This window comes from Treponema sp. C6A8, assembly GCF_000619925.1.
Lineage (GTDB): Bacteria > Spirochaetota > Spirochaetia > Treponematales > Treponemataceae > Treponema_D.
In genome coordinates this window covers 92,593-116,771 of the sequence record NZ_JHVB01000002.1, presented here as the reverse complement: position 1 = coordinate 116,771, position 24,179 = coordinate 92,593, and the positions used below count along the sequence as shown (strand labels likewise).

The 24,179-nt window shown below is 42.8% G+C and carries 16 protein-coding genes; 12 read left to right on the top strand and 4 right to left on the bottom strand.

What is annotated here, in order from left to right; translation table 11 throughout:
- The first annotated feature begins 99 nt into the window (after positions 1-99).
- On the top strand, positions 100-2,166 hold the full coding sequence (locus T530_RS13475) for a transglycosylase domain-containing protein (protein WP_197018238.1): 2,067 nt from the start codon (positions 100-102) through the stop codon (positions 2,164-2,166).
- 92 nt (positions 2,167-2,258) lie between these two features.
- Positions 2,259-3,431, top strand: a complete 1,173-nt coding sequence (locus tag T530_RS0104225) for an acetylornithine/succinylornithine family transaminase (RefSeq protein WP_027727953.1) — start codon at positions 2,259-2,261, stop codon at positions 3,429-3,431.
- 138 nt (positions 3,432-3,569) lie between these two features.
- Here the strand turns inward: T530_RS0104225 and T530_RS0104220 are convergent, their stop codons facing one another.
- The 3 genes from T530_RS0104220 to T530_RS0104210 all read right to left on the bottom strand — a co-directional run bounded on the left by T530_RS0104220 (position 3,570) and on the right by T530_RS0104210 (position 6,611).
- Positions 3,570-4,976 carry an ATP-dependent 6-phosphofructokinase gene (locus T530_RS0104220; RefSeq protein WP_027727952.1) on the bottom strand — a complete coding sequence of 469 codons (1,407 nt, stop codon included), beginning with the start codon at positions 4,974-4,976 and terminating at the stop codon, positions 3,570-3,572.
- Between the two features lie 189 nt (positions 4,977-5,165).
- Complete coding sequence (locus T530_RS0104215; RefSeq protein WP_027727951.1) at positions 5,166-6,104, bottom strand: AEC family transporter; 939 nt, start codon at positions 6,102-6,104, stop codon at positions 5,166-5,168.
- A 36-nt stretch (positions 6,105-6,140) separates the two neighbouring features.
- Positions 6,141-6,611, bottom strand: a complete 471-nt coding sequence (locus T530_RS0104210) for a small multi-drug export protein (RefSeq protein WP_027727950.1) — start codon at positions 6,609-6,611, stop codon at positions 6,141-6,143.
- Between the two features lie 206 nt (positions 6,612-6,817).
- Between T530_RS0104210 and T530_RS0104205 the strand changes: the two genes are divergently transcribed.
- From T530_RS0104205 to ilvD, 10 genes are all read left to right on the top strand, one after another.
- Positions 6,818-8,917, top strand: coding sequence for a glutamine synthetase III (locus T530_RS0104205; RefSeq protein WP_027727949.1), 2,100 nt, complete (start codon positions 6,818-6,820; stop codon positions 8,915-8,917).
- A gap of 220 nt (positions 8,918-9,137) precedes the next feature.
- Positions 9,138-9,884: an RluA family pseudouridine synthase gene (locus T530_RS0104200; RefSeq protein ID WP_027727948.1), complete on the top strand. Its 747-nt coding sequence runs from the start codon at positions 9,138-9,140 to the stop codon at positions 9,882-9,884.
- 37 nt (positions 9,885-9,921) lie between these two features.
- The gene (locus T530_RS0104195; protein WP_197018237.1) at positions 9,922-10,881 is read left to right on the top strand and encodes an omptin family outer membrane protease; all 960 of its coding nucleotides are present in this window, start codon (positions 9,922-9,924) and stop codon (positions 10,879-10,881) included.
- 73 nt (positions 10,882-10,954) lie between these two features.
- Positions 10,955-11,968 (top strand): LacI family DNA-binding transcriptional regulator, encoded by a 1,014-nt coding sequence (locus tag T530_RS0104190; RefSeq protein ID WP_027727946.1) that lies wholly within the window; start codon positions 10,955-10,957, stop codon positions 11,966-11,968.
- A 117-nt stretch (positions 11,969-12,085) separates the two neighbouring features.
- Complete coding sequence (locus tag T530_RS0104185; protein ID WP_027727945.1) at positions 12,086-13,420, top strand: ABC transporter substrate-binding protein; 1,335 nt, start codon at positions 12,086-12,088, stop codon at positions 13,418-13,420.
- A gap of 183 nt (positions 13,421-13,603) precedes the next feature.
- Entirely contained in the window at positions 13,604-14,530 is a 927-nt protein-coding gene (locus tag T530_RS0104180; protein ID WP_027727944.1) for a carbohydrate ABC transporter permease, read from the top strand.
- Entirely contained in the window at positions 14,530-15,372 is an 843-nt protein-coding gene (locus T530_RS0104175; protein WP_027727943.1) for a carbohydrate ABC transporter permease, read from the top strand. The genes T530_RS0104180 and T530_RS0104175 overlap by 1 nt, the downstream gene beginning before the upstream one ends.
- A gap of 118 nt (positions 15,373-15,490) precedes the next feature.
- Entirely contained in the window at positions 15,491-17,977 is a 2,487-nt protein-coding gene (locus T530_RS0104170) for a GH36-type glycosyl hydrolase domain-containing protein (protein WP_027727942.1), read from the top strand.
- Positions 17,978-18,096: 119 nt separating this feature from the next.
- Positions 18,097-19,746 carry a leucine-rich repeat domain-containing protein gene (locus tag T530_RS0104165; protein WP_027727941.1) on the top strand — a complete coding sequence of 550 codons (1,650 nt, stop codon included), beginning with the start codon at positions 18,097-18,099 and terminating at the stop codon, positions 19,744-19,746.
- Between the two features lie 186 nt (positions 19,747-19,932).
- Entirely contained in the window at positions 19,933-21,618 is a 1,686-nt protein-coding gene (gene ilvD / locus T530_RS0104160) for a dihydroxy-acid dehydratase (protein WP_027727940.1), read from the top strand.
- 84 nt (positions 21,619-21,702) lie between these two features.
- Here the strand turns inward: ilvD and T530_RS0104155 are convergent, their stop codons facing one another.
- The gene (locus T530_RS0104155; protein ID WP_027727939.1) at positions 21,703-24,174 is read right to left on the bottom strand and encodes an SUMF1/EgtB/PvdO family nonheme iron enzyme; all 2,472 of its coding nucleotides are present in this window, start codon (positions 24,172-24,174) and stop codon (positions 21,703-21,705) included.
- Positions 24,175-24,179: the final 5 nt, after the last annotated feature.

Sequence of the window (24,179 nt, the reverse complement as noted above, 5' to 3'; positions counted from 1 at the left end):
GGGTGTAAAATCCTGCGATGTATTGCTTTTATACTGATATTTCTCTTTCTTTTTCCTCTGATTTTGCGAATTCTGCCCTTTCCGGCCTTGAATGACTTTGTGGCTCAGGAATACAGTTGCAGAATCTATGACCGCAATGGGGAACTTATTCAGGTGACGCCGGTTAGTGGCGGGGGACGCCGGGAATTCACTCCGATAAAGAAAATCCCCAAAGCCGTGCAAAAGGAGTTTTTAAGGCAGGAAGACCGCCGTTTCTACTTTCATCATGGGGTAGACTGGCTTTCTTTGTCTGCGGCCTTTTTTCAAAACCGACGGTCCGGGAAGATTGTGCGCGGCGCTTCTACAATTACAATGCAGCTTGCAAAACTCATCAATAAAGATAATTCCCCGACCTTACGAAGGAAGATTAAAGATATTTTTAATGCTTATCGTCTGGAAGCAAAACTTAGTAAAAAAAAGATTTTAGAACTTTATCTGAATTCCATTTATTTTGGTTCTAACTCTTATGGAATTACTTCGGCAGCTAGAACTTTTTATGGCTGTGAATTATATCAGCTTTCAAAAGAAGAAATCCTGGCTCTTTCTGTGGTTCCTAGAAATCCAAATTATATTGTGCCTGCTGACGCGCGATATTTCCGCTATCCTTTCAATCTTCCTCACTTTGTAAATTTCCTGACAAATCAGTTTGAAAGAAGCCACCAGCGCCTTCCTTATGAACTTCACACCACAGTAGATCTGGAAATTTCTCAGATTGCAGAAGGCTTTTTGTGTGATGCTCTTGAGCAGGCTCATGGTTCCCGAATTACAAACGGGGCCCTGCTTCTCCTTGATAATTCAGACGGCTCTGTGATTTCCTGGCTGGGCAACGGAGATTTTTTTGATAATGAAAATGCCGGCCAGATTGACGGTGTTCTTGTCCGTAATCAGCCGGGCAGTTCAATGAAGCCTTTTTTGTATGCCCTTGCAATCGAAAAGGATTTAATTCAGCCTTATTCTGTTCTTGCGGACGTGCCGTCAGAATTCGGCAGCGAAAAACTCTATATCCCCGAAAATTTCAACAACCGTTTTAACGGGCCTGTTCGCATGCGAATTGCCCTTGCTTCAAGCCTCAATGTTCCTGCGGTCTCAACTCTCGACCGTCTTGGTGTCAAAACTTACCTGGAAAAACTCTACGAACTTGGCTTTGACTCACTTCGGGAAAATGACGCCGGGCTTAAAGCTGATCTAGGTCTTGCCCTTGGAGCTGGCGAAGTGTCCCTGAAGGAGCTGGTACCGGCCTTCAGCGTTTTTGTCAGGAACGGAAACTATTTTCCTCTGAAATATCTGGCGGGTGGGAAGACGGCGCTTAAAAGTGCTGACAAAACTACAGCACGCCAATTATATAGCACCGATACTGCCCGCATAATCGCTTCAATTCTTTCTGACAAAGGCGCCCGAGCCCTTGGTTTTGGCTATTCTCAAACTTTTCAGACAGATTATCCTTCGATTTTTAAAACCGGAACTTCAAATCAGTATCAGAATATTATTGCCCTGGGCGCTACAAAATCTTACATAATCGGTGTCTGGATGGGAAATCATGCCGGAAATACAGTAATGGGAAAAACAGGTTCTTCTCTTCCTGCCTGGGTTGCAAAAAATACTCTGGATAAAATTGAAAATCGTAATTATTCCTTACAAGGTTTCCCAGAACCTGAAGGCTGGCATAAGGAAAGAATCTGTTCACTTTCGGGGCTTAAAGCTGGTGAAAACTGCAAGGCCGTCGTTTCTGAATATGTGAAGGATGGCTGCAAGCTTGAAAGCTGCAGCTGGCATGTAAGGAAGGCTGGCTCAGAGGAAGTCCAGGTAATTTATCCGCCGGAATATCAGCAGTGGCTCCGTTCCCGACCTGATAAGGGCCTTATTGAATATTCTCAGTCACCCCTTACGATTATCACACCAAAAGACGAGGCCCTCTTTTTTTACAGCAGTTTTAATAGCCAGCTTCAGGCAATCCCTTTTGAAGTGACTGGCGGCGCTGAAAATACTCTGACAGTCTATTATGATGAGGAAAAATTTGCAGAGGTGAACCGCCCCTTTATTTTTTCACTTCCGGTTGAGAGGGGAGAGCATTCCTGCCGCCTTCTTTGCGGAAGTGAAGAAGTGACATTAAATTTCAGGGTAAAATAAATTTTAGTTGCATTTTTATTCCATAAACGGCATAATTTTTGCATATTTATACACTGCGAGCTCTGACCGGCTCGCTTACACAGGGATGAAATATGAATAAACTTATTGTAAACAACTACGGAAGCTTTGACATTGTAATGGCTAAGGGCAAGGGCTCTACCATGTGGGATGTAAACGGCAAAAAGTACATCGACTTTATTGCGGGTATTGGCGTAAACTGTCTTGGACACAATTATAAACCGCTTGTAAAGGCTGTGGCTTCGCAGGCAAAGCGGGAAATTCATATTTCAAACTATTATTTTTCTGATATCGGACTTGATTTTGCAGAAAACCTTCTTATGGTAACAGGTTTTGAGCGCGGCTACTTTGGAAACTCTGGCGCAGAGGCTAACGAAGCTGCCATTAAGCTTGCCCGCAAATACGGTCAGCTCAACGGCGGCGCAAAACGCAAGACAATCGTAACTCTTGAATCTTCTTTCCACGGACGCACTCTTGCTACTTTGACTGCAACTGGTCAGGATAAATTCCACCCGGACAGCTTTGCTCCATATCCGGAAGGATTTAAAACAATTAAGGCAAACGATTTTGACGCTCTTAAGGGCGCTTTTGATGATACAACTGCTGCTCTCTTTATCGAGTGTATTCAGGGTGAAGGCGGTGTAAACCTTATTTCTCCTGAGTGGGCACAGGCTGCGGCTAAGGCTGCCCGCGAGGCTGGCGCTATCGTTATGGCTGATGAAGTACAGACAGGTGTTGGCCGTACCGGTACCTTCCTTGCAAGTGACGCACTTGGTTTTAATCCTGAAGTTGTTACTCTTGCCAAGGGAATTGCAGGCGGCGTTCCAATGGGAGCCTGCCTCTTCCGCGGTAAGGCAGCAGATGTTTTTGTTGCAGGCGATCATCAGTCAACTTTTGCAGGAAACCCTCTTGCATGTGCTGCAGGTCTTGTTGTACTTGATACTGTAAGCGACCAGGCCTTCCTTGACCGTGTAAATCACGCTGGTGACTACATCCGCGGTCAGATTTCAAGCTGGAACCTTCCGATTGTAAAAGATGTTCGCGGAAAAGGTCTTATGATTGGAACTCAGATTGACCCGAGCGTTAAGCCTTTTGACATTGAAGTTCGCTGTCTGGAAAAAGGCCTTTGTACAACAACAGCCGGCTCGGATGTTGTTCGCTTCCTTCCGCCTCTGAACATTTCAGACAAAGAAATTGCAGAAGGTCTTGCAATTTACAGGGAAGTTCTTGAAGAGTTTTGTAAATAACGATAAGTAGAAAATAAAAGGCGCCTCAAAAGGCGCCTTTTTTAGTATTAATCCAATTTCACATTTTTGCTAAGCAAAAATGTGTTAGTGCGGTTAGGTTCATCCGGAAGTTGGTGTTTTCCTTTTTAACCGCACGTATTACTTTCCTTTTTTCTGCTCGCTTGGCTTAGATTTAGCGCCTGCAAGAGCAGCAGCCATCTTTTCCTTAGCCTTTTCAACGTCGTTTACCATCAAAATTGGCTGACCAGTAGCATCAAGAGCATCGCGCCAGAGTGAACCTTCAGGGTCAACAGCGTTGCGGTGAGCTGTAACAGCCTTGATTGGCAGGTGAACGAACTTATCGTGAACCAGACCGATTACACACTTTGTCTTTCCAGCCATTGCAGCGTGAACGGCGTTGTTTCCAAGACGCTCACAGTAAATTGAGTCAGCAGCTGTTGTAACAGAAGCGCGAACCTGATAAGAAGGGTCGATATATTTCAAGTTGATTTCGATATTCTTTTCCTTGAAGTATTTTTCAATCTGAGATTTAAGGAATACACCAATATCAGAAAGCTTTTTGTTTCCAGAAGCATCTGTAGCGCCAGTGCTTTCAAGCAAATCCTGACCAGCACCTTCAGAAACTACGATTACAGCGTGTCCGCGTTTTGCAAGACGGCGTTCAAGGCAAGCAAGGAAGCCTTTGTCACCTTCCATTTCGAATGGAACTTCAGGAATCAAACAGAAGTTTGTTTCGTGGCTTGCAAGAGCAGCTTCAGTTGCAATGAAACCAGCCTCACGACCCATGATTTTTACAAGACCGATACCGTTAATCTGGCTTGCAGCTTCCATGTGAACGGCAGAAACAGCTTCTTTAGCGCGCTGAACGGCAGTTTCAAAACCGAATGAACGGTCAATGAACATAAGGTCGTTATCAACAGTTTTTGGAATACCAACTACTGCGCATTTAAGACCGCGTTTTTCAACTTCGCAGGCAATATCATAAGAACCGCGCTGAGTACCGTCACCACCAATAATAAAGAGCATATTGATGTTGTCGCGTTCAAGGCAGTCAACAATTTCAGAAACGCGCTGTCCGCCGCCACGGCTTGTACCAAGGTAAGTACCGCCAATCTTATGAATTTCATCGATTGTATAGCGGTCCAGATCAAGAGGAGCATAACCTTCCTCTGCAAAGAATCCGTGATAACCAAAACGGTAACCCTTTACGATTTTTACGCCGTAGCGTGTGTTCAGACAGCGTACAATAGCACGGATTACGTCGTTCAAACCAGGGCAGAGACCACCGCAGGTACAAATTCCGGCACGTACATGAGCCGGGTCAAAATATATCTTTTCACGAGGGCCGGCTTTTTCAATAAGATTTGAAGAATCTAAAACGATTGGTTTTGTAGGGTCATAAACGTTAATCTGATTGATAACGTATGAGTGGTCATTAACATAGTTAGCAGTTCCGTCACCAAAAACCGATGAAAGTTTTATAGGGGACTGTATAGTACAAGGTCCCAAATTCTCAATTGAAAAATCATATTTTTCTTCAGCCATAATGTACCTCTGATATTTTATTTACAATTAGATTAGATTAACTTTTATAGAAGAATTTTTCAAGTAAGTAAGGAGGGAGAAGTCTCTCCCTGCGCCCGCACTTCGTTGCGGGCTACCCTCTCTGCGGGGAGTTCCCCGCAACGCCCCCGGTTTACTTACTTCAGTAATTGCTCCGCGACCGCAAGCCAGCTATTTAATTAAATTCTCTGCCAGTGCAACAAATACTGGAACTGTAAAAATACAAAGCAGGCTTGAAACAGAAACTGTCAAACTTGCATAGGCCGCATCCTTGTCAAAAAGGGCCGCAAGACCAGGAACGGTAGTCGCAGATGGGCAGGAAGCGCAAATCAAAATTACAAAAAGGATTGTTCTTGCATCGCTTACGTTCAAATTCATCTTCCAGATTGCAAAAATAATCAAAAGGGCAATAAATGGGCACAAAAGAAGGCGGCCAAGAACTGCCTTAATAAGACGAAGGGTATATTTAGAAGAAAAATGGAAATCTGCAAAAAGAATGCCCACCATAACCATGGCAAGAGCTGTGTTACAGTCGCCAATCATTTTTATCGGGCGGATAACTGGCTCCGGAAGAGTAAAAGGCATCAAAAAGAGGAAAATGCCGAAAATCGCGCTCAAAATTACCGGATTCAGGATGATTTTCTTCAGATTAATGGTTCCACTCATCTGGTAAAGACCCCAGGTCCAGGCAAGAATATTGAAAACGCTGAGGTAGCCCATTAAATAGAATACTCCTGCATTTCCCAAAGTTCCCTTAATCAAAGGAATGCCGATAAAGCCGCAGTTTGTAAGCACCATTGCCAGACGGTCAATGTGATTGTAAGAACGGTTTTCTGCATTTTTTGAATGAGTCAAAAGAAAGGAAACAAAAATCATCGCAAGATGAATGATTAAGGCAATCAGTCCTGCAAAAAGAAAGCGGCGGAACTTCTGGGCGTCGTATTCCATATTGAAGGAATCAATGATAAGACAGACATTTACAAAATACAAAAGCAGTTTGCTCAAAAATTTCTGTTCTTTATCACTTACTTTTACGATTCTGGCAAAAACAAATCCAGCCAGCGCAATAAGTGCCATCACAATAAGCTGATTCAAAACTAACTGATACATAAAAAACCTCTTATATATTTTCAAATATATTCATTATTAATGTATGATGGCAGAAAAAAGCCCGAAAGAGCCTGCCATCATAATGCAGCCTGCAAGAAGAACTCCCAGAGTTACGGCTGTTACAGTAGTCTTAAACTTAATTCCCAAAAGACTTGCCGCAAGAGTTCCGCTCCATGCCCCTGTTCCCGGAAGAGGAATACCTACAAAAAGAAGAATGGCAATGAAAATCCCGCTTCCAGCTTTTTCCTGAAGCTTTTGTCCGGCCCGGTTACCTTTTTTCAAAAAGAAAATGCATATTCCGCCGATAAATTTTTTATCCTGTCCCCATTCCAGAAATCGTCTGGCAAAAAGATAGATAAAAGGAACTGGAATCATATTTCCCAAAATGCAAATCATATAGGAAGGAACTACCGGAAGCTGCAGGGCCTGTGAAACCGGGATAGCGCCCCTCAGTTCCACCAGCGGTATCATCGAAATCAAAAATATCCAAAGGTAGTTTTTTAGCATAAGGGCATTATACAGTTTTTCTTCAGTCAGTTTAAAGTCGTGTTAAAATCCACTTCTGGTAATTGACGAAAAGCATATAAAATAGTAAAAATAAGCATGTTAAAGACGTCGTAGACAGTATTCAGATTTCTAATCAGGGTACTTTCTACGACGTTTTTTTATTTTAGGCTCATGCCTGTACGCACAAAAAGTTCCGGAGGACAAAGATGGAAAGTTCTGTAACTGAGATGTTCGGCGAAAACGTATTCAATGAAGAAACAATGAGAGCACGTTTGCCGAAAGAAACTTTTAAGCAGCTGATGAAAACTATTCAGGGCGGCGAAAAGCTTGACCCGACTGTTGCGGCTGTTATCGCCAATGCCATGAAGGACTGGGCGATTGAAAAGGGGGCAACTCACTACACTCACTGGTTCCAGCCTTTGACCGGTGTTACTGCAGAAAAGCACGATTCTTTTATTGAGCCTACTAAAGACGGCCGCGTAATCATGGAATTTTCGGGCAAGGAGCTTGTTCAGGGTGAATCGGATGCTTCTTCCTTCCCTAACGGCGGTATTCGTGCAACTTTTGAGGCCCGTGGTTATACTGCCTGGGACCCGACTTCTTATGTATTCATTAAAGACGGAACTTTGTGTATTCCAACTGTTTTCTGTTCTTATACTGGCGATGCTCTTGATAAAAAGACTCCGCTTTTGCGTTCGATGGAAGCAATTTCTAAGGAAGCTCTCCGCGTTCTTCATCTTTTTGAGGGTAACGAAAATGTCAGCCGCGTAATTACTACTGTCGGCCCTGAGCAGGAATACTTCCTTGTTGATAAATCGGTTTGGGAAAAACGTGAGGACTTGATTTTTACTGGCCGCACTCTCTTTGGTGCTAAGGCTCCTAAAGGTCAGGAACTTGAAGATCACTACTTTGGTAATATTAAATCCCGCGTTCAGGATTTTATGAAGGATTTGAACAAGGAGCTCTGGAAGCTTGGAATCCTTGCTAAAACTGAACACAATGAGGTTGCGCCTGCTCAGCACGAGCTTGCTCCTATCTTTACGACTACTAACATCGCCTGCGACCACAACCAGCTCACAATGGAGTTTATGCGTAAGACTGCCCGCAAGCACGGTATGGTTTGTCTTTTGCACGAAAAGCCTTTTGCCGGTGTAAACGGTTCCGGCAAGCATAATAACTGGTCTATTTCTACTGATACCGGAAAGAACCTTCTGGATCCTGGTGCAACTCCTGCTCAGAACGCTCAATTCCTTTTGTTCCTGGTTGGTGTAATTAAGGCGGTTGATAAATATCAGGATTTGCTGCGTATTTCTGTTGCATCTGCCGGAAACGACCACCGTCTTGGCGGTAACGAGGCGCCTCCTGCCATCATTTCGGTTTTCCTTGGCGAAGAGCTTACAGGTATTCTTGATGCCATTGAAGAAGGAAAACCTTACGGCGGAAAGGGTAAACAGAAAATGCAGATTGGTGTTACTGTTCTTCCTGAATTCAGCCGTGATGCTACAGACCGCAACAGAACTTCTCCATTTGCCTTTACTGTTAATAAGTTTGAGTTCCGTTCTCTTGGTGCTAATGATTCAATTGCCCTTTGTAATACAATTTTGAACACCTGCGTTGCAGAAGTTTTGAGCGAATTTGCTGATGAACTTGAAGGGGCTAAGGACTTTACTAAAGAACTGAATGCTCTGATTTTGCGTACTATTAAAGAGCACAAGCGTATTATCTTTAATGGTGACGGTTATTCTGAAGAATGGGTAAAAGAAGCTGAAAAACGCGGTCTTTTGAATCTTCCTTCTACTCCGGAAGCCCTGGTTCACCTGCTTGATGAAAAGAACGTTAAGGTTTTCAAGAAGTTTGGCGTTTACTCGGAGACAGAGCTTAAGTCCCGCTTTGAAATCCACAACGAAAACTATTCTAAGATTGTTAAGATTGAAGCAGAGACTATGCTGGAAATGGCTAACAAGCTTTATCTCCCTGCTGCCAGCCGCTTTGGCCGCCGTCTTTCAGATGCAATTAATGCTAAAAAAGCTGCAAACGCGAATGTAAACGTAAAATATGAAGAAAAGAATCTTGTCCGTGTTTCAGATTTGACCGGCCAGATTTTTGATAACGTTGAAGCACTTGAAAAGGCTGTTGCTGAGGCAAAGAATATTGAAGGTGCATCAAAGCTTGCCTTCTTCTGTCGCCAGCACATTCTTCCTGCCATGAACGAGCTCCGTTCGTCTGTAGACCAGCTGGAAGTTATTACGCCAAAAGATTTGTGGCCTGTGCCAAGCTACGGCGACGTGCAGTATAGCGTAGTTTAGTGGAAATTCGTACAAGGTAATTTGTTCCTAAAAAAAATGGCGCGAGGGAACAGAGTGTGGAGCAAAAACACTCTGATTGTGGTAAAGAAACCATATGACAGGCCGCTCACGCGGCCGCCACAACCAGAATGTTTTTGCCTCATGCTGCACTCCCTCGTGCCAATTTTTTTTGTCAATGCCTGCTATTACATTATAGGTATAATTCCGCTATAATAACCGTATGAAGAATTTCGATTACACTGTCATTTATTCGGATGAGGACATAGTAGTTTTGAACAAGCGCTCCGGCATTCTTATTGCTGCCGATCGTTACGACCCGGACGCTCCCCGCCTGGATTTACTTGCAGAAAAAGAATTCGGCAAACTTTATGCCGTTCACAGAATTGATAAAGATACCTCCGGCCTTATTATTTATGCCCGCAATCCAGAGGCTCATAAAAATCTTTCAATGCAGTTTGAAAAACGCGAGGTTCACAAAACTTACCATGCCCTGGTTTACGGACATCCTCTCTGGCAGGATTTAAAAGTAAAGCTTGCCCTTAAGCCGGATGGAGATGCCCGCCACCGCACAGTCGTAGATAAAAAATTCGGAAAGCCAAGTGAAACTGATTTTCATTTGATCGGGACCTGCGGCCAGTTCAGCTGGATAGAAGCAAAACCTCTTACGGGGCGTACTCATCAGATTCGCGTGCATCTTGCGGCTAACGGACTCAGCATTGTCTGCGATCCTCTTTACAGCGGAAACCAGAAGCCCCTTCGTCTTAGTGAAATTAAGAAAAACTGGCGCGGTGATGAAGAAGAGGAAAGACCTCTTTTGAAGCGTCTTGCCCTTCATGCCTATAAAATTGAATTTACTCATCCAAAAACAGGCGAAAAGGTGACTTTTACAGCTCCTTATCCTCGTGATATGGAAGCAGTCAGAAAGCAGTTTGCCAAGATTTACAGGGTAGACAGCACGGCAGAATAATAGCCGCAGATTTACACAGATGAAGGCAGATAATTTTTTGAAAAAGATATCGCTATTTCTCTTTTGGGTTCTTACCTTTGCGGGAAAAATATCTGCCTTTGAAATCTTTAAGTTTTCTGTAGCGCCTAAGTATGGCTTGCAGAACGGTCAGCTCAACGAATATGTTCTTTATAATAATGGAAACAAACTGAGTGAGCTGAACTGGGAAATCAAAAATATCAGCATGCTGGGTTTTAATGCCACTGTCGGCTGGGAAATGATTCTTATTGAAACTGACTGCATGTGGGGCTTTCCCAAAGAAAGCGGCATGATGTATGACTCAGACTGGCAGAACTCTTCTAATTATGGAATGAAAACTAATTATTCAGAAAGTTCAAATAAAGTGGATTATCTGGGTGATTTAGGCTTACGTCTTGGTGTAAATATTAAAACCTGGGATTTTCTCCATATAATTCCATACGCCGGCATTGCTTACAGCAGAGTTAAATTTACTGCAAACGGCGGAACCTACTGGTATGGAGATAAAACTACAACAGGTCTGTCTTATGATGTTCCCTACAATTCTCCTAAAGCAAAAATAGGAAATATGGATAAATATGGCGACGTAATTACCTACGAACGCGAAATATTTAATTACCTGCTGGGGGTAAAGGCAAAATATAATTTTCTGGAAAGATATACTGTAAGTGCTGATTTCGGACTTGCAATCTTTACTCAGATAAATTCCATAGATAATCATATTTTACGCAGCACAAAGTTCCTTGATAAAATGCAGGGCTTTTTCAAAAGTTTTAATCTTGGAACCGAATTTGATGTAAAAATCTGGAAAGGACTTTCAGCCGGGGCTGCTTTCAAATTTGTATATATCAACCGTCTTGTAGGAAGTGACTATAAAAAGACCGAAAGTGAAACTACTTACTCGCTGCAGGGGGGCTCTAACGCTGCTGCAGACGGCTACACCTGGAACTTAGAAGCCTTCGTCCGCTATTCTTTCTAAAATCCGGCTGATTTTTCTACAACGTTGTCGTAATTTTCTTTACAAAACGGCATTTTGTGGTAATAATAGTTTTATGGCTGAAGTTACTATTAAAGATATTGCTAGAGAATGCGGAGTTTCTTTTTCGGCGGTTAGTAAAGCGCTGAAGGGAAGTCCGGAAATCAGTGCGGCTACTATAGAGCTTGTGCAGAAAACTGCAAAAAAAATGGGCTACCGTGCAAATGCCGCTGCCCGCAAACTCCGTACAAACCGCTCTTATGACATAGGCGTTATCTTTGAAGATGCAACAGAAAGCGGACTTCAGCATCAGTACTTTGCAAGTATTTTTGATTCCTTAAACATAAACGCAAATCTTAACGGTTATAACATCAGTTTTTTGAACAGCGTAAACCGGGAAAAAGATTCTTATCTGAGTCAGGCAAAATACCGGGGTTTTGACGGCGTTGTTATTGCCAGCACAAACGACTACCACAGAAAAGACATTCAGGAACTCATTCATTCTGACATTCCGGTCTGCCTTCTGGACTATACTTCGGAAAAAGACTGTTCGTCTGTACTCAGCGATAACGAAAACGGCATAAAACAGATGCTTAATTACCTTATTTCCAAGGGACACAAGCAGATTGCTTACATTTACGGTGACAGCACCGACGTTACAAACGTCCGTCTGGACACTTTTTACGACGTAATGCGTGAAAATAAGCTTCATGTTCCAAAGGAATACATCATCAAAGGTATTTACCACGACACAAAATCAAGCGAAGAGGCAACTAAAAAACTTCTGGCTCTTAAAAATCCGCCTACCTGCATTATGTTCCCAGATGATTTTGCCTATCTTGGCGGACTCAAAGTTCTTCATGAACACAACCTGGTTCCTGGCCGCGACATCAGTGTTGTCGGTTACGACGGAATCTTCCTTTCTTCAGTGCTCACTCCGGCCCTCACGACCTACGCCCAGAACGCAAAGGAAATCGGCCGGCAGCTTGCAACTCTCCTTATCCAGCGCATAGAAAACCCTGCCCTGGACGTTCAGATTGTCCGTGTTCGCGGCAGCATCCGTGAAGGCGAAACTGTCATCACATTGTAAAAAATTCCGCAGAATTTACTAAATTTTTCTTGACACCTGGCAAAAAAACGTTATTATGTTACTACAACGTTGTAGTCAAAAACAACGATGTAATATATTTAAATTAGGGGTAACTTTATGAAAAAGTTAGTTTCTGTAGTTGCAGCTGCAGCTATGGTTGGAATCGCGGCTTTGTCTATGACAAGCTGTGGTGCTGCTAAGTCAAAGGCACAGGGTAAAGTTCTTAACATCTGTGTTTGGAATGAAGAGTTCCAGTCACGCTTCAATGATTATTTTGCAAAAGCTGGCCTTGTACCGGAAGATGTAAAGGTTAACTGGATTATCACACCTAACCAGGGTAACGCTTACCAGAATAAATTGGATGAACTTCTCCTCGGTCAGGAAAATGCTCCTGCTGATGAAAAAGTTGACTTGTTCCTTGTTGAAGCAGACTATGCTTTGAAATATGTTGATTCACCATTCGTATTGGACGTAAAAAAGGATATCGGTCTTACAGATGCTGACCTTGCTAACCAGTACAAATATACAAAAGACGTTATGACAGACTCAAAAGGACGTCTTCGTGGTGTAACATGGCAGGCTTGTCCAGGTGGATTCGTATACCGCCGTTCAATCGCTAAGGCTGTTCTTGGAACTGATGATCCTGCTGAAGTTCAGAAGTCTCTCGGTGACTGGGATCGTTTCGACTCAGTTGCAGCTCAGGCAAAAGCTAAAGGTTACTTCATGCTTTCTGGTTTTGATGATGACTACCGCGTATTCAGCGACAACGTTACAACTCCATGTGTAAAAGATGGAAAAATCAACGTTGATGCTCAGATCCGCCGCTGGGTAATGCAGACTAAAGAATACACAGAAAAAGGATACAACAACAAAGCTAACCTCTGGTCAAACGAATCATTCAAGGGTGCTTCAAAGAACGGTAAAGTATTCGGTTACTTCGGACCAGCCTGGTTCATCGACTTCTGTCTTGCTCCTGCTACATTGGATGACCCAAATGCAGAACACAAAATTGGAAACGGTTCTTATGGTGACTGGGCATTCTGTATGGGTCCACAGGGCTTCTCTTGGGGTGGAACCTGGATTTGTGCCGCTGCTGGTTCAGACAACGTAGATTTGATTAAGAAAATCATGTACACAATGACTTGTGATAAAGAAACAATGGTTAAGATTGCTAAGGAAGCTTCTGACTTCGTAAACAACGAACCTGCTATGCGTGAAGTTGCAGCTTCTGATTACCAGAACCCATTCCTGGGCGGTCAGAACCACATCGCATTGTTCCTTGATTCAGCAAAATCTATCTCTAAGGCTACTATGACTCCTTATGATCAGGGATTTGCTGAAAAAATCCAGGGTGCTATGGCTGATTACTACAACGGAGACGTTGATGAAGCTACAGCATGGGATAACTTCTATAAGTCTTTGAAAGAACTTTATCCTAATTTGCAGAAATAGGGTAAAGCCGGTTTCATAGAAATAGCAGGACGGAGTTAGTTAAGAGCGTAATTCCGTTCTGTTAATCACCTCCTATTTGCTGCCTGAAGAGTCCTCCAATACTTATTACTTTTTAGGCAGCGTTTTTTTGTACCATTTTTGTACTTTATTAGAATCGATTAAAAGGTTAGAGGAGCTATCCTGATGGCTAATGAAAAAGTTAAGAAAACGAGAAAAATTAATTACAACAACTGGGGTTACTTTTTTATCGCTCCCTTCTTTGTTGTATTTATAATTTTTCAGCTGATTCCGCTTATCTCTACAATTGGAAACAGTTTTTTTGAAAATTATCGTGTGGGACTTATGCAGATTGGTCCGACATTCAACGGACTTGCAAACTTTAAGACAGTTCTTTTTGAAAGTGACGTTCCCCGCTATGCTTTGAACACACTGATTATGTGGATTTTGGGTTTTGTTCCTCAGATTATTCTCTCCCTGCTTCTTTCAATCTGGTTTACTGATACAGAATTAAGCCTTAAACACACTCAGTTTTTTAAGACTGTAATTTACATGCCGAACTTAATCATGGCTTCGGCTTTTGCAATGCTGTTCTTTGTTATTTTTGCTGACGGTGGTCCTGTAAACAGCATTCTTATGAACATGAATTTGATAAATGACCCTATTCGCTTCCTTGTTAAAACTAAGTCTGTTCGCGGCCTTGTTGCCTTTATGAACTGTCTTATGTGGTATGGAAACACAACACTGCTTTTGATGAGCGGTATTATGGGTATTGATAACTCAATTTTTGAAGCTGCGCGTATCGACGGTGCTAACCCAATTCAGGTTTTCTTTAAAGTAACACTGCCTCAGCTTGCACCGATTCTGGTTTATGTTGTTATTACTTCTTTGATTGGTGGTATTCAGATGTTCGATGTTCCTCAGATTTTGACAAATGGTGAAGGAACTCCAAACCGCACTTCTATGACTTTGATTATGTACCTGAACAAACACCTGTTCAGCAAGAACTACGGTCTTGGTGGTGCAGTATCTGTAATTCTTTTTGCAATCACTGCTGCTTTGAGCGGAATTGTTTACAAGTTCAACATGCAGTCATACAAGAGAGGTAAGTAATGAAAAGAGCAGCTTTAGCAACCAGACGTTTTATCTGTTATTTTGTTTTGATTGTACTTACATTCCTTTCTCTGGCTCCGTTTGTACTTTTGATTTTAAACTCAACAAGACTTCACTCACAGCTGGTAAAGGGCTTCAGCCTTATTCCTGGAACTTTCTTCTTCAAGAACCTGGGAAACCTGCTTGCGAATGACAATATTCCTATTCTTACGGGCTTGTGGAACAGTATCATTGTTTCTGTATTCAATGCCTTGCTTTCTGTTTACTTCAGTGCAATGACTGCTTACGGAATCCACATGTACAGCTTTAAGGGAAAGAAAATTGTATTCAAGTTCATCATGGCAATCATGATGATTCCAACCCAGGTTACAGCCCTTGGTTTTGTAAAGCTTGTAACAGGAATTCACATGATTAATACCTTGTGGCCTTTGATTCTTCCTGCAATCGCAGCTCCAGTTGTTTTCTTCTATGTTTTGCAGTATATGGAATCAGTTTTGCCTTATTCAATCGTTGAAGCAAGCCGCGTAGACGGATGTAACGAGTTCCTTACTTTCAATGTAATCGTACTTCCAATGATTAAACCTGCTCTTGCAGTTCAGGCAATCTTTGCATTCGTAAGTTCTTGGAACAACTACTTTATGCCGGCTTTGATTATCAGCTCAAAGGCAAAAAAGACAATCCCTATTTTGATTGCACAGCTTCGTTCTGCAGACTTCATGAAGTTCGACCTTGCACAGGTTTACATCATGATTTGTGTAGCAATCATTCCATTGCTTATTGTTTACCTCTTTCTGTCTCGCTACATCATCGGTGGCGTTACAAGTGGTGGAGTAAAGGAATAAAGCTTATAATAGTGAATCCGTTAAAAATCAAGCTGCGACAGCGGGTTGATTTAGGATTTACTTTGAAAAATGCTCAGGGGGCGAGACTAGCGAGCCCCAAATTAGGAGAATATATTTTATGAAATTCGGAAATTTCGACGACAAAAACAAAGAGTATGTAATCACAACACCAAAGACTCCATACCCTTGGATCAACTACCTTGGCAGCCAGAAATTCTTCAGCTTGATTTCTAACACAACTGGCGGTTATTCATTCTACACAGACGCACGCCTTCGTCGTCTTACCCGTTACCGCTACAACGATATGCCGCTTGATAACAACGGTCACTACTTCTTTATTAAAGACGGTGATACAATCTGGAATCCGGGCTGGCAGCCAACTCAGACTCCGCTTGATTCTTACGAGTGCCGTCACGGCTTCGGCTATTCAAAATTCATTTCTAAAAAGAATGATTTGAAGGCTGAGGCAGTTTACTTTGTTCCAAACACAGAAAATGCAGAAGTAGAAATGCTGACCCTCAAGAACGAAGGAAAATCAGACAAAACTGTAAGCCTTGTATCTTTTGTTGAATGGTGTCTCTACAACGCATCTGATGACTGCCAGAACTTCCAGAGAAACTTCTCTACCGGTGAAGTAGAAATTGAAGGCAGCGCAATCTACCACAAAACTGAATACCGCGAGCGCCGCAATCACTTTACTTTCTACTGGTGCAACCAGAAAATCGACGGTTTTGATACAGACCGCGAAACCTTCCTCGGACTTTACAATCCTATTTCTGCACCAAAAACTGTTGTTGAAGGAAAATCAGGAAACTCAGTTGCAGACGGATGGTCTCCAATTGCTTCTCACCGCGTAAACCTTACTCTTAAGGCTGGCGAAGAAAAGACTTTGATTTTCGTTCTCGGCTACATCGAGATGGATAACGACAAGAAATTCCTTTCTGAAGCAGATAAAAAGAAGGCTCTGGATGCAGGATTGCTCCGCACAAACACAGCTTCAGGCGTAATCAACAAGGAAAAAGCTTACGACTTGCAGAAAAAATTCGACAGCAAGGAAAAGGTAGAAAAAGCTCTTGCTGATTTGAAGGCATTCTGGGACGAAACATTGAGCCACTTCTCAATCAAAACCGGCGATGAAAAGCTTGACCGTATGGCAGTATGGAACCAGTACCAGTGTGTTGTTACATACAACTTTGCCCGCTCTGCTTCTTACTTTGAATCAGGAATTGGCCGTGGTCTTGGTTTCCGCGATACTTCTCAGGATATGCTTGGTGCCGCTCACCAGCTCCCAGCAAGCCGCATCCGCGAGCGCCTCTACGACGTTGCCGCAACACAGTTCGAAGATGGTTCTGCTTACCACCAGTTCCAGCCTCTTACAAAACGAGGAAACGCTGATATCGGATCTAACTTCAATGATGACCCTCTCTGGCTTGTTCTTGGTGTTGGAAACTACATCCGCGAAACTGGCGACGTAGACTTCCTTAAAGTTGATGTTCCATTTGATAACTCAGAAACAAATAAAGCTACAATGTTCGAGCACCTTCGCCGTTCATACAACTACATCCCTAACCACATGGGACCACACGGACTTCCTTTAATCGGCCGTGCTGACTGGAACGACTGTTTGAACTTGAACTGTTTCTCTACAAACCCTAACGATTCATTCCAGACTTGTACAAACAAGGAAGGAAAGAATGCAGAATCTGTAATGATCGCTCAGATGTTCGTATTCGTAACACCTGACTACGTTCAGATGTGCCGTCTTATGGGTGATGAAGCTGAAGCAAAACGCGCAGAAGAGCTTTGCAAAAAGATGGAAGATGCTATCTGTACAGCAGGCTGGGACGGAGAATGGTACGTTCGCGCTTATGATGATGCCGGTCACAAAATCGGTTCTAAAGAATGCGAAAACGGAAAAATCTTCATCGAAAGCCAGGGCTTTGGTACAATGGCAAAAATCGGTAAAGACAAAGGTTATCCTGAAAAATCTTTGGACAGCGTAAAGAAATACCTTGATTCTAAATACGGAATCTGTATCCTCTGGCCGGCTTACCAGGAATACCACGTTGAACTTGGTGAAGTTTCTTCTTATCCACCTGGATACAAAGAGAACGGCGGTATCTTCTGCCACAACAATCCTTGGGTTGTAATTGGTGAAGTTGTAAACGGCCGTCCTCAGGATGCATGGGAACACTACACAAAGATTGGACCTGCATGGGTTGAAGAAAAATGGTCTGACATCCACCGCACTGAGCCTTATGTTTACAGCCAGATGGTTGCAGGACAGGAAGCCCGCCGCGAAGGTGAAGCTAAAAACTCATGGCTTACAGGTACTGCCGCATGGAACTTTGTTGCACTTTCACAGTACATCTGCGGACTTCGCCCTCAGCACGCTGGTCTGGAAATTGAACCACGTCTGCCAGAACACGTAAAGAACGCTGAATTTACACGTAAGTTCCGCGGAGTTACATACCACATCACTGTTGAAAACAAAAAGAACACAGGTGCTGTTTCGCTTGAAGTTAAAGGCGGAAAGGCAAATGGTCTGATTGTTGCAGCAGATAAAGATGTAAAAGACGTTTACGTTAAGGCTGTTGTAGCTTAAGACGGGGCGTTGCGGGGAAGGCTTTTCCCTCCTTAATAGATGCAGTTTGTCATATTGGCAGACTGCATTTTTTTTAGATTTTAATTGCGATATCGCTAATTGGGTGTTAAAATATTGTTATGTCTGATTATACATCAAAGAATGGTTTGCTTTTTACGTCTGACATGAATGTGCTGGTAGGAATCGATTCTGCTTCCAGCGAATTCAATGGACAGGTGCCTTACGGACCAAAGGAGATTGCGGACGAAGCTTTTGCAGGAACAAATGTTTCTTCCATAACTCTGCCAGACTCTGTAAAGGAACTGCCTGACTGTCTTTTTGAGAACATTGAGTCTCTTCAAAGCGTAAAACTGCCGCCTTCTTTACAGGTTCTGCCCCCATATTTGTTTTCGGGATGTTCTAATCTCACTAAGGTTTCAATGCCGAATGTTGTTACGGAATTCCCGGAAGGTCTTTTTTACAACTGTGCTTCGCTGCCTGATATTCCTTTTAGAGCGGGTATTCAGGAGCTGCCGGAAAACTGCTGCGCTGGCTGTTCTTCCATTAGGTCGGTAGTCGTGCCGAATACAGTTGCAAAAATTCATTCCAGAGCTTTTGCTGACTGCAAGGGACTGGAAACGGTTGTTCTTCCTGCAAAGCTTTATGAACTTGCAGATGATGCTTTTGAAGGCTGTGATTCTATCCGCAATATCAGGGTGGATGAGGGAAACAATCTTTTTTACATTAAGGATGATGGCTGTCTTTATGAAAAGTCGCTGGACGGTGATGACAAGCTTAGAATTAAGATTTCGCCTGCCCAGAAAAATACGATTGAATTCTATGAGGACAGTTTAAGCGAAGATTCTGAAATTGTTCTTGCAGATACAGATGATCTGGAAGATGATGATATTTTCAGTTCTGAAATCGGTGCTGCAGATGAGGAAGTTGAAGCAGCAGGCGAGGAACTTGAAAAAGATAGTGAGGAAATTGGCGCTACAGATGCAGAGTTGACTGCAATGGGTGCAGAAGAAGTGCCTGAAGAAAACCTTGCTGAAAATGTTGATAATATAGTAGAAAATGATGCGGAAATAACGGAGGAAAATAAAATGTCTGATAATGTTGATGATATGCTTGCTGATATCATGGGGGAAGAAAAAGCCCGTGTTGATAGTGTAAGCGGCGTTGGAATTGAGGCTGAAGAAGCTAAAGAGGAAGGCGCACCATCAAGCGCTGCAATTTCAACTGATGAGCTTGCTAATCTCTTTTCTTCCGGTGGTGAGGAAGCAGGTGCCGGTCGTGATGATGTTCACTTTCAGCCTAAAGACCGCTTAGCCCTAGACTCTAAAACAAAAATCCTTATTGAATCGGTTGGATTCAGTAAGATTGAACTTTGTGAACCAACAGGTGAGCCTCCAGAGGATGGTGATTTGTTCGTAATTGCAGAAAAAATCATCACATCTGATATTGGAGAGCATTCTTTCTCTGAAAAATTGATGACTTGTGTAAAGAAAATTGCAAGAATCCACGATTTCAAGAGAATTATTTTGCTTTACGCATTGCCTTCTGATAACGAAGAGTTCCAGCAGTTCTACTTCCACTTTATCAACAAGCGCAATGTAATTTTTGCCTGTGAAGCAGCAAGTCCTGCAAGCCTTTCTGATTACGGAAAGATGATTTGTGAGCAGTCGCGAATCAGCCTTGACAGCAACGAGCTTGCAGAGCAGAGAAAGCGTGTTTCGATTAAGAGTGACATGCTTATTAAACTTGTCATTCAGGACAAGTACGAGTAGTCGATTTTTTTCATTTGAATTAAAAATATTCTGCGTTCCTTCTACGGAGGGAACGCTTTTTTTATATATATTTAAGAAACTTTAGTATTTATAAATTATTTTATTGATTAGAATAGCTTTTATGATTATTATTAAGTTGAAATAAAGCTGGCATATCCGGCATAGTTTTTTATAAGCGAGGATTTTATGAAAAGTGATAACGCAAAAAAGGGTGTGGCACGTGCACCTCACCGTTCTTTATTTTATGCTTCTGGCTACACAGACGAAGAATTAGAGCAGCCTTTAGTTGGAATTATCTGTGCAAAAAACGAACTGATTCCGGGTCATATTGAACTTGACCGCATTTCTGAGGCTGTAAAGGCCGGCGTTAGAATGGCAGGAGGCACTCCGATTGAATTCCCTGCAATCGGTGTTTGTGACGGTATTGCAATGGGCCACGAAGGAATGAAGTATTCACTTGTTACCCGCGAGCTTATTGCAGACAGCGTTGAATGTGTTGCTAAAGCACACCAGTTTGATGCTCTTGTTATGATTCCAAACTGCGATAAAATCGTTCCCGGTATGCTTATGGCAGCTGCCCGCCTTGATTTGCCGACAGTATTTGTTTCAGGCGGTCCAATGATGCCTGGTCACCTTGCAGGAAATGACTGTTCAAATCCTTATTCTGGAAAAAATCTTTCTTTAACAGATATGTTCGAAGCTGTAGGTGGTCTTGCAGTAGGTAAAATCACAGAAGAGCAGCTTAAAGAAATGGAACATCGTGCCTGCCCTGGTTGCGGTGCATGTTCTGGTATGTTCACTGCAAACTCTATGAACTGTCTGACAGAAGTTCTTGGTCTTGGTCTTCCAGGAAACGGAACAATTCCTGCTGTAACAGGAGAGCGTATTGCCCTTGCAAAACACGCTGGTATGGCAGTTATGAACCTTTACAACAAAGGAATTACAGCCCGTAAGATGATGACAGCAGAAAACTTCCGCAATGCTCTTGCTGCCGACATGGCTTTGGGTTGTTCTTCTAACACAATGCTTCACGTTCCTGCAATCATGCACGAAGCAGGACTTGAACTTGACCTTCACGAAGTAAATGAGATTTCTAACAGAACCCCTAATTTGTGTCACCTCGCTCCTGCAGGTCACACATTTATGTGCGAACTTGATGATGCTGGTGGTGTTCAGGCTGTTCTTGCTGAACTTGCAAAGAAGAATCTTATTAATACTTCACTTATCACTGCAACCGGAAAAACTATTGCAGAAAATATTAAGGGGGTGCGCAACCGCAATCCTGAAATCCTCCGCCCAATTGAAAATCCATTCAGCGATAACGGCGGTATTGCAATTTTGTTTGGAAACCTTGCACCAAACGGAACTGTTGTAAAACGTTCTGCCTGTGCAAAAGAGCTTATGCTCCACACTGGTCCTGCCCGTGTATTCGACGATGAAAGCGAGGCAATGGAAGCTGTTCAGAAGGCACAGATTAAACCGGGTGACGTTGTAGTTATCCGCTACGAAGGACCAAAAGGCGGCCCTGGTATGCGCGAAATGCTGGCAGTAACAGCCGCTCTTGCAGGACAGGGACTTGATAAACAGGTTGCCCTGATTACAGACGGCCGCTTCTCTGGCGCAACACGAGGAGCTTCTCTTGGTCACTGTTCACCGGAAGCTGCGGTAGGTGGTCCAATCGCCCTTGTTCAGGAAGGTGATAAAATCACTCTGGATATCAACAACTACAAGATTCACCTGGACGTAAGCGACGAAGAACTTGAACGCCGCCGCGCTGTATGGAAGGCACCGGAACCAAAAGTAAAGACTGGTTACCTGGCTAGATATGCAAAACTGGTTTCATCAGCAGATAAGGGTGCAATACTCGAATAGGAGTGTCATTATCGGGCTTGACCCGATAATCCCTTGGTAAAAAAAAAGATTGCCGGGTCACGCCCGGCAATGACAAGCAAAATGTTAATTTGCATTTCTTACAATACGCACGCCACAATTCCACCAGCGCATTTCCGGCGTATTATAAACCCTTCTGTCAGATATTTTTGAATAGTCTGAGGCATAAGTAAATCCACCGCCGCGAACGATTCGCCTGTAAGGACTATAACCAGCCTCAGTTACCTCAACCGGAGTGTCACAGCCTGTAATACCAACAGAAGAACTTATATTTCCGCCATACCAGTCCCATACGTATTCAAAAACGTTACCGCTCATATCATAAAGACCAAGAGAGTTCGAGGTCTTCTGTTCTACTAACTGAGGCGCAGAAGCATTATCGGATGTCCATGCAACGTCCTGATAATCATCACTTCCGGCATAGGCCGTCTGACTTGCAGAATCCGGATTTGCTCCGCGGGCAAGATATTCCCATTCAGCTTCTACAGGCATACGCCAGCCGTTTGCGCTTGTATTAAATGTAATGCTGTTCCAGCTGTCTGTATTAGCTAAAGGACCGCAGTATTTACCGGCATTTGTTCCGCTGCCGCTTACGATTCCAGACCATTTTCTTGGATCTGTTTCACCGCCCAGACTATAGGCCGGAGTAAGTCCTTCTGCAATGCTTCTTAAATTACAGTAAACAATAGCATCATACCAGCTTACAAAACAGGCCGGATAATTATCCCCTGTGTAAGCGGCTGCAGGCTGTTTTCCAGAGTGGGCATAATAACAGTATTCCTGATATTCTTTCTGTGTTAATTCGTGCTGACCTACATAAAGACTTGGAATTGTTAAATTTCTTCCTGTTACAAAGACCCCGGAATCAGCAATTGCCCCGCTAATGCTTGCTCCTGAAACAGAAATCATACCTTCCAGAGCATCTCTGCAGACAATTGATACGGTATCATCGTAGGCTATGCCATTCCATTCTGCTGTAACAGAAAGCGAGTATGTACCAGGTAAAGCTCTTGCAGCACTAACCGAAAGAGTATTTGTGCTGGAGGATGCTGCAACAGTTGAAGAATCCATAAGTTTAAGAGTGAAGGTCATTCCCGTTACAGTTGAAGAGACATCCTCTGTTCCTTTCATAACCTTTGGAGTTACGGTTATACTTGATGCCTTGCCTGTTGGAATTACAGGTGGGAATACAGTAAAGTTTACGGTGTAATCAAGTGGTGAGCCCATTCCGCCACTGCTGAGAACAAAGGCGGCTTCAGTTTCTGTTGAGTTATATCCTATTCCGTATTCACAATCGCTGACGAAAATACTGCCAGGAGCAGCTGTGGTTCCGTAAGTTGAATAGAACATTGTAAACCTTGTATCAGCGGTAATACTTGAATTTAATCCTACTCCGATTGAACTTCCGTTACAGTTACCTGTAAGTGTAATTAATGGAGTTGCCATTGAACCAGCAGGAGTAAGAACGATGTTTCTTGTCAAAACCGTACCGTCTGTAAAATCTACACTGTTTTCCCGGATAATATTAGCACCGGAAAGTCTTATTCCTATATTACACTTTACCGCACAAAGTGAAGAATAAGCAGTTGCAGGAGTTGGAGATACCTGACTGATGTTGTTATCCCTGATAACGACACCGCCTTCCAGTAAAACATATGCGTTTCCATCAGTGTTAATGACGTAACCATAATCATAAGATGATGGTGCAGGACTGGTTGAGGCAATGCTGTTATTCTCTTTGATTGCAGTATTAGAAATATGCAGCCATGATGTATCACTTCTGTATTTAATTTCACATGCAGCAGCACCATCAGATACAGTGTTTCCAATAATTTCTGAATTTCTTATAAAGACCTTATAATCCGTATAAAGATAAATTCCTGCTCCTGATAATGAGCTCAAATTATTATATATACTGCAATTTTCAATTACACATGTATTAGAACCACAATCTGATGATGTAACATAAAGTCCTGCGCCGCCAGCATCATCTGTGCTTCCGCCGGTAAGTGTCAGGTTTTTGAGTCTTACGTTACCTTTTGTATTACCAATACTCATTACACGACAATTGTAGTTAGCATTAATTGTCCGTCTTGCTCCGTAACCGCCTATAACAATATCTACATCCTTAGTAAGTGAAGCAAAGTTATATGTTTCCAGATTTACTTCATCAGTTAGGGCAATACTGTCTAGCAAAAGAACATAACCGTTAGTTTTTTCACTATCATCGCCTGCTAATGTTTGTTCTTCCACAAAAGCGGCTTTTAAGGCAGTGAAAGCCTGATCCATTGTCTTAAAGGGCGCTTCTTTTGAGCCGTCATTAGTATCATCACCGTTTGCGGAAACGTAATAAACAAAAGAAGTCGTTAAATCAATATTATCAAATTCATCTATATCAGAAGAGATTCTGAATGCGCCAAATTCATCAAAGAAGCCCTTTACCGGGTTATTCATCAAATCGCAGGAAACTGCAAGAAATACCCCCAGCCAGATTAAAAGAGAAATTATTATGTTTTTGCCTGTATATTTTTTCTTCATTTCTG

Excerpts from the sequence above, each read along its gene's own strand:
- T530_RS0104225 (WP_027727953.1), top strand. The coding sequence starts at position 2,259 with ATGAATAAACTTATTGTAAACAACTACGGAAGCTTTGACATTGTAATG.
- T530_RS0104220 (WP_027727952.1), bottom strand. The coding sequence starts at position 4,976 with ATGGCTGAAGAAAAATATGATTTTTCAATTGAGAATTTGGGACCTTGT.
- T530_RS0104215 (WP_027727951.1), bottom strand. The coding sequence starts at position 6,104 with ATGTATCAGTTAGTTTTGAATCAGCTTATTGTGATGGCACTTATTGCG.
- T530_RS0104210 (WP_027727950.1), bottom strand. The coding sequence starts at position 6,611 with ATGCTAAAAAACTACCTTTGGATATTTTTGATTTCGATGATACCGCTG.
- T530_RS0104205 (WP_027727949.1), top strand. The coding sequence starts at position 6,818 with ATGGAAAGTTCTGTAACTGAGATGTTCGGCGAAAACGTATTCAATGAA.
- T530_RS0104200 (WP_027727948.1), top strand. The coding sequence starts at position 9,138 with ATGAAGAATTTCGATTACACTGTCATTTATTCGGATGAGGACATAGTA.
- T530_RS0104190 (WP_027727946.1), top strand. The coding sequence starts at position 10,955 with ATGGCTGAAGTTACTATTAAAGATATTGCTAGAGAATGCGGAGTTTCT.
- T530_RS0104185 (WP_027727945.1), top strand. The coding sequence starts at position 12,086 with ATGAAAAAGTTAGTTTCTGTAGTTGCAGCTGCAGCTATGGTTGGAATC.
- T530_RS0104180 (WP_027727944.1), top strand. The coding sequence starts at position 13,604 with ATGGCTAATGAAAAAGTTAAGAAAACGAGAAAAATTAATTACAACAAC.
- T530_RS0104175 (WP_027727943.1), top strand. The coding sequence starts at position 14,530 with ATGAAAAGAGCAGCTTTAGCAACCAGACGTTTTATCTGTTATTTTGTT.
- T530_RS0104170 (WP_027727942.1), top strand. The coding sequence starts at position 15,491 with ATGAAATTCGGAAATTTCGACGACAAAAACAAAGAGTATGTAATCACA.
- T530_RS0104165 (WP_027727941.1), top strand. The coding sequence starts at position 18,097 with ATGTCTGATTATACATCAAAGAATGGTTTGCTTTTTACGTCTGACATG.
- ilvD (WP_027727940.1), top strand. The coding sequence starts at position 19,933 with ATGAAAAGTGATAACGCAAAAAAGGGTGTGGCACGTGCACCTCACCGT.
- T530_RS0104155 (WP_027727939.1), bottom strand. The coding sequence starts at position 24,174 with ATGAAGAAAAAATATACAGGCAAAAACATAATAATTTCTCTTTTAATC.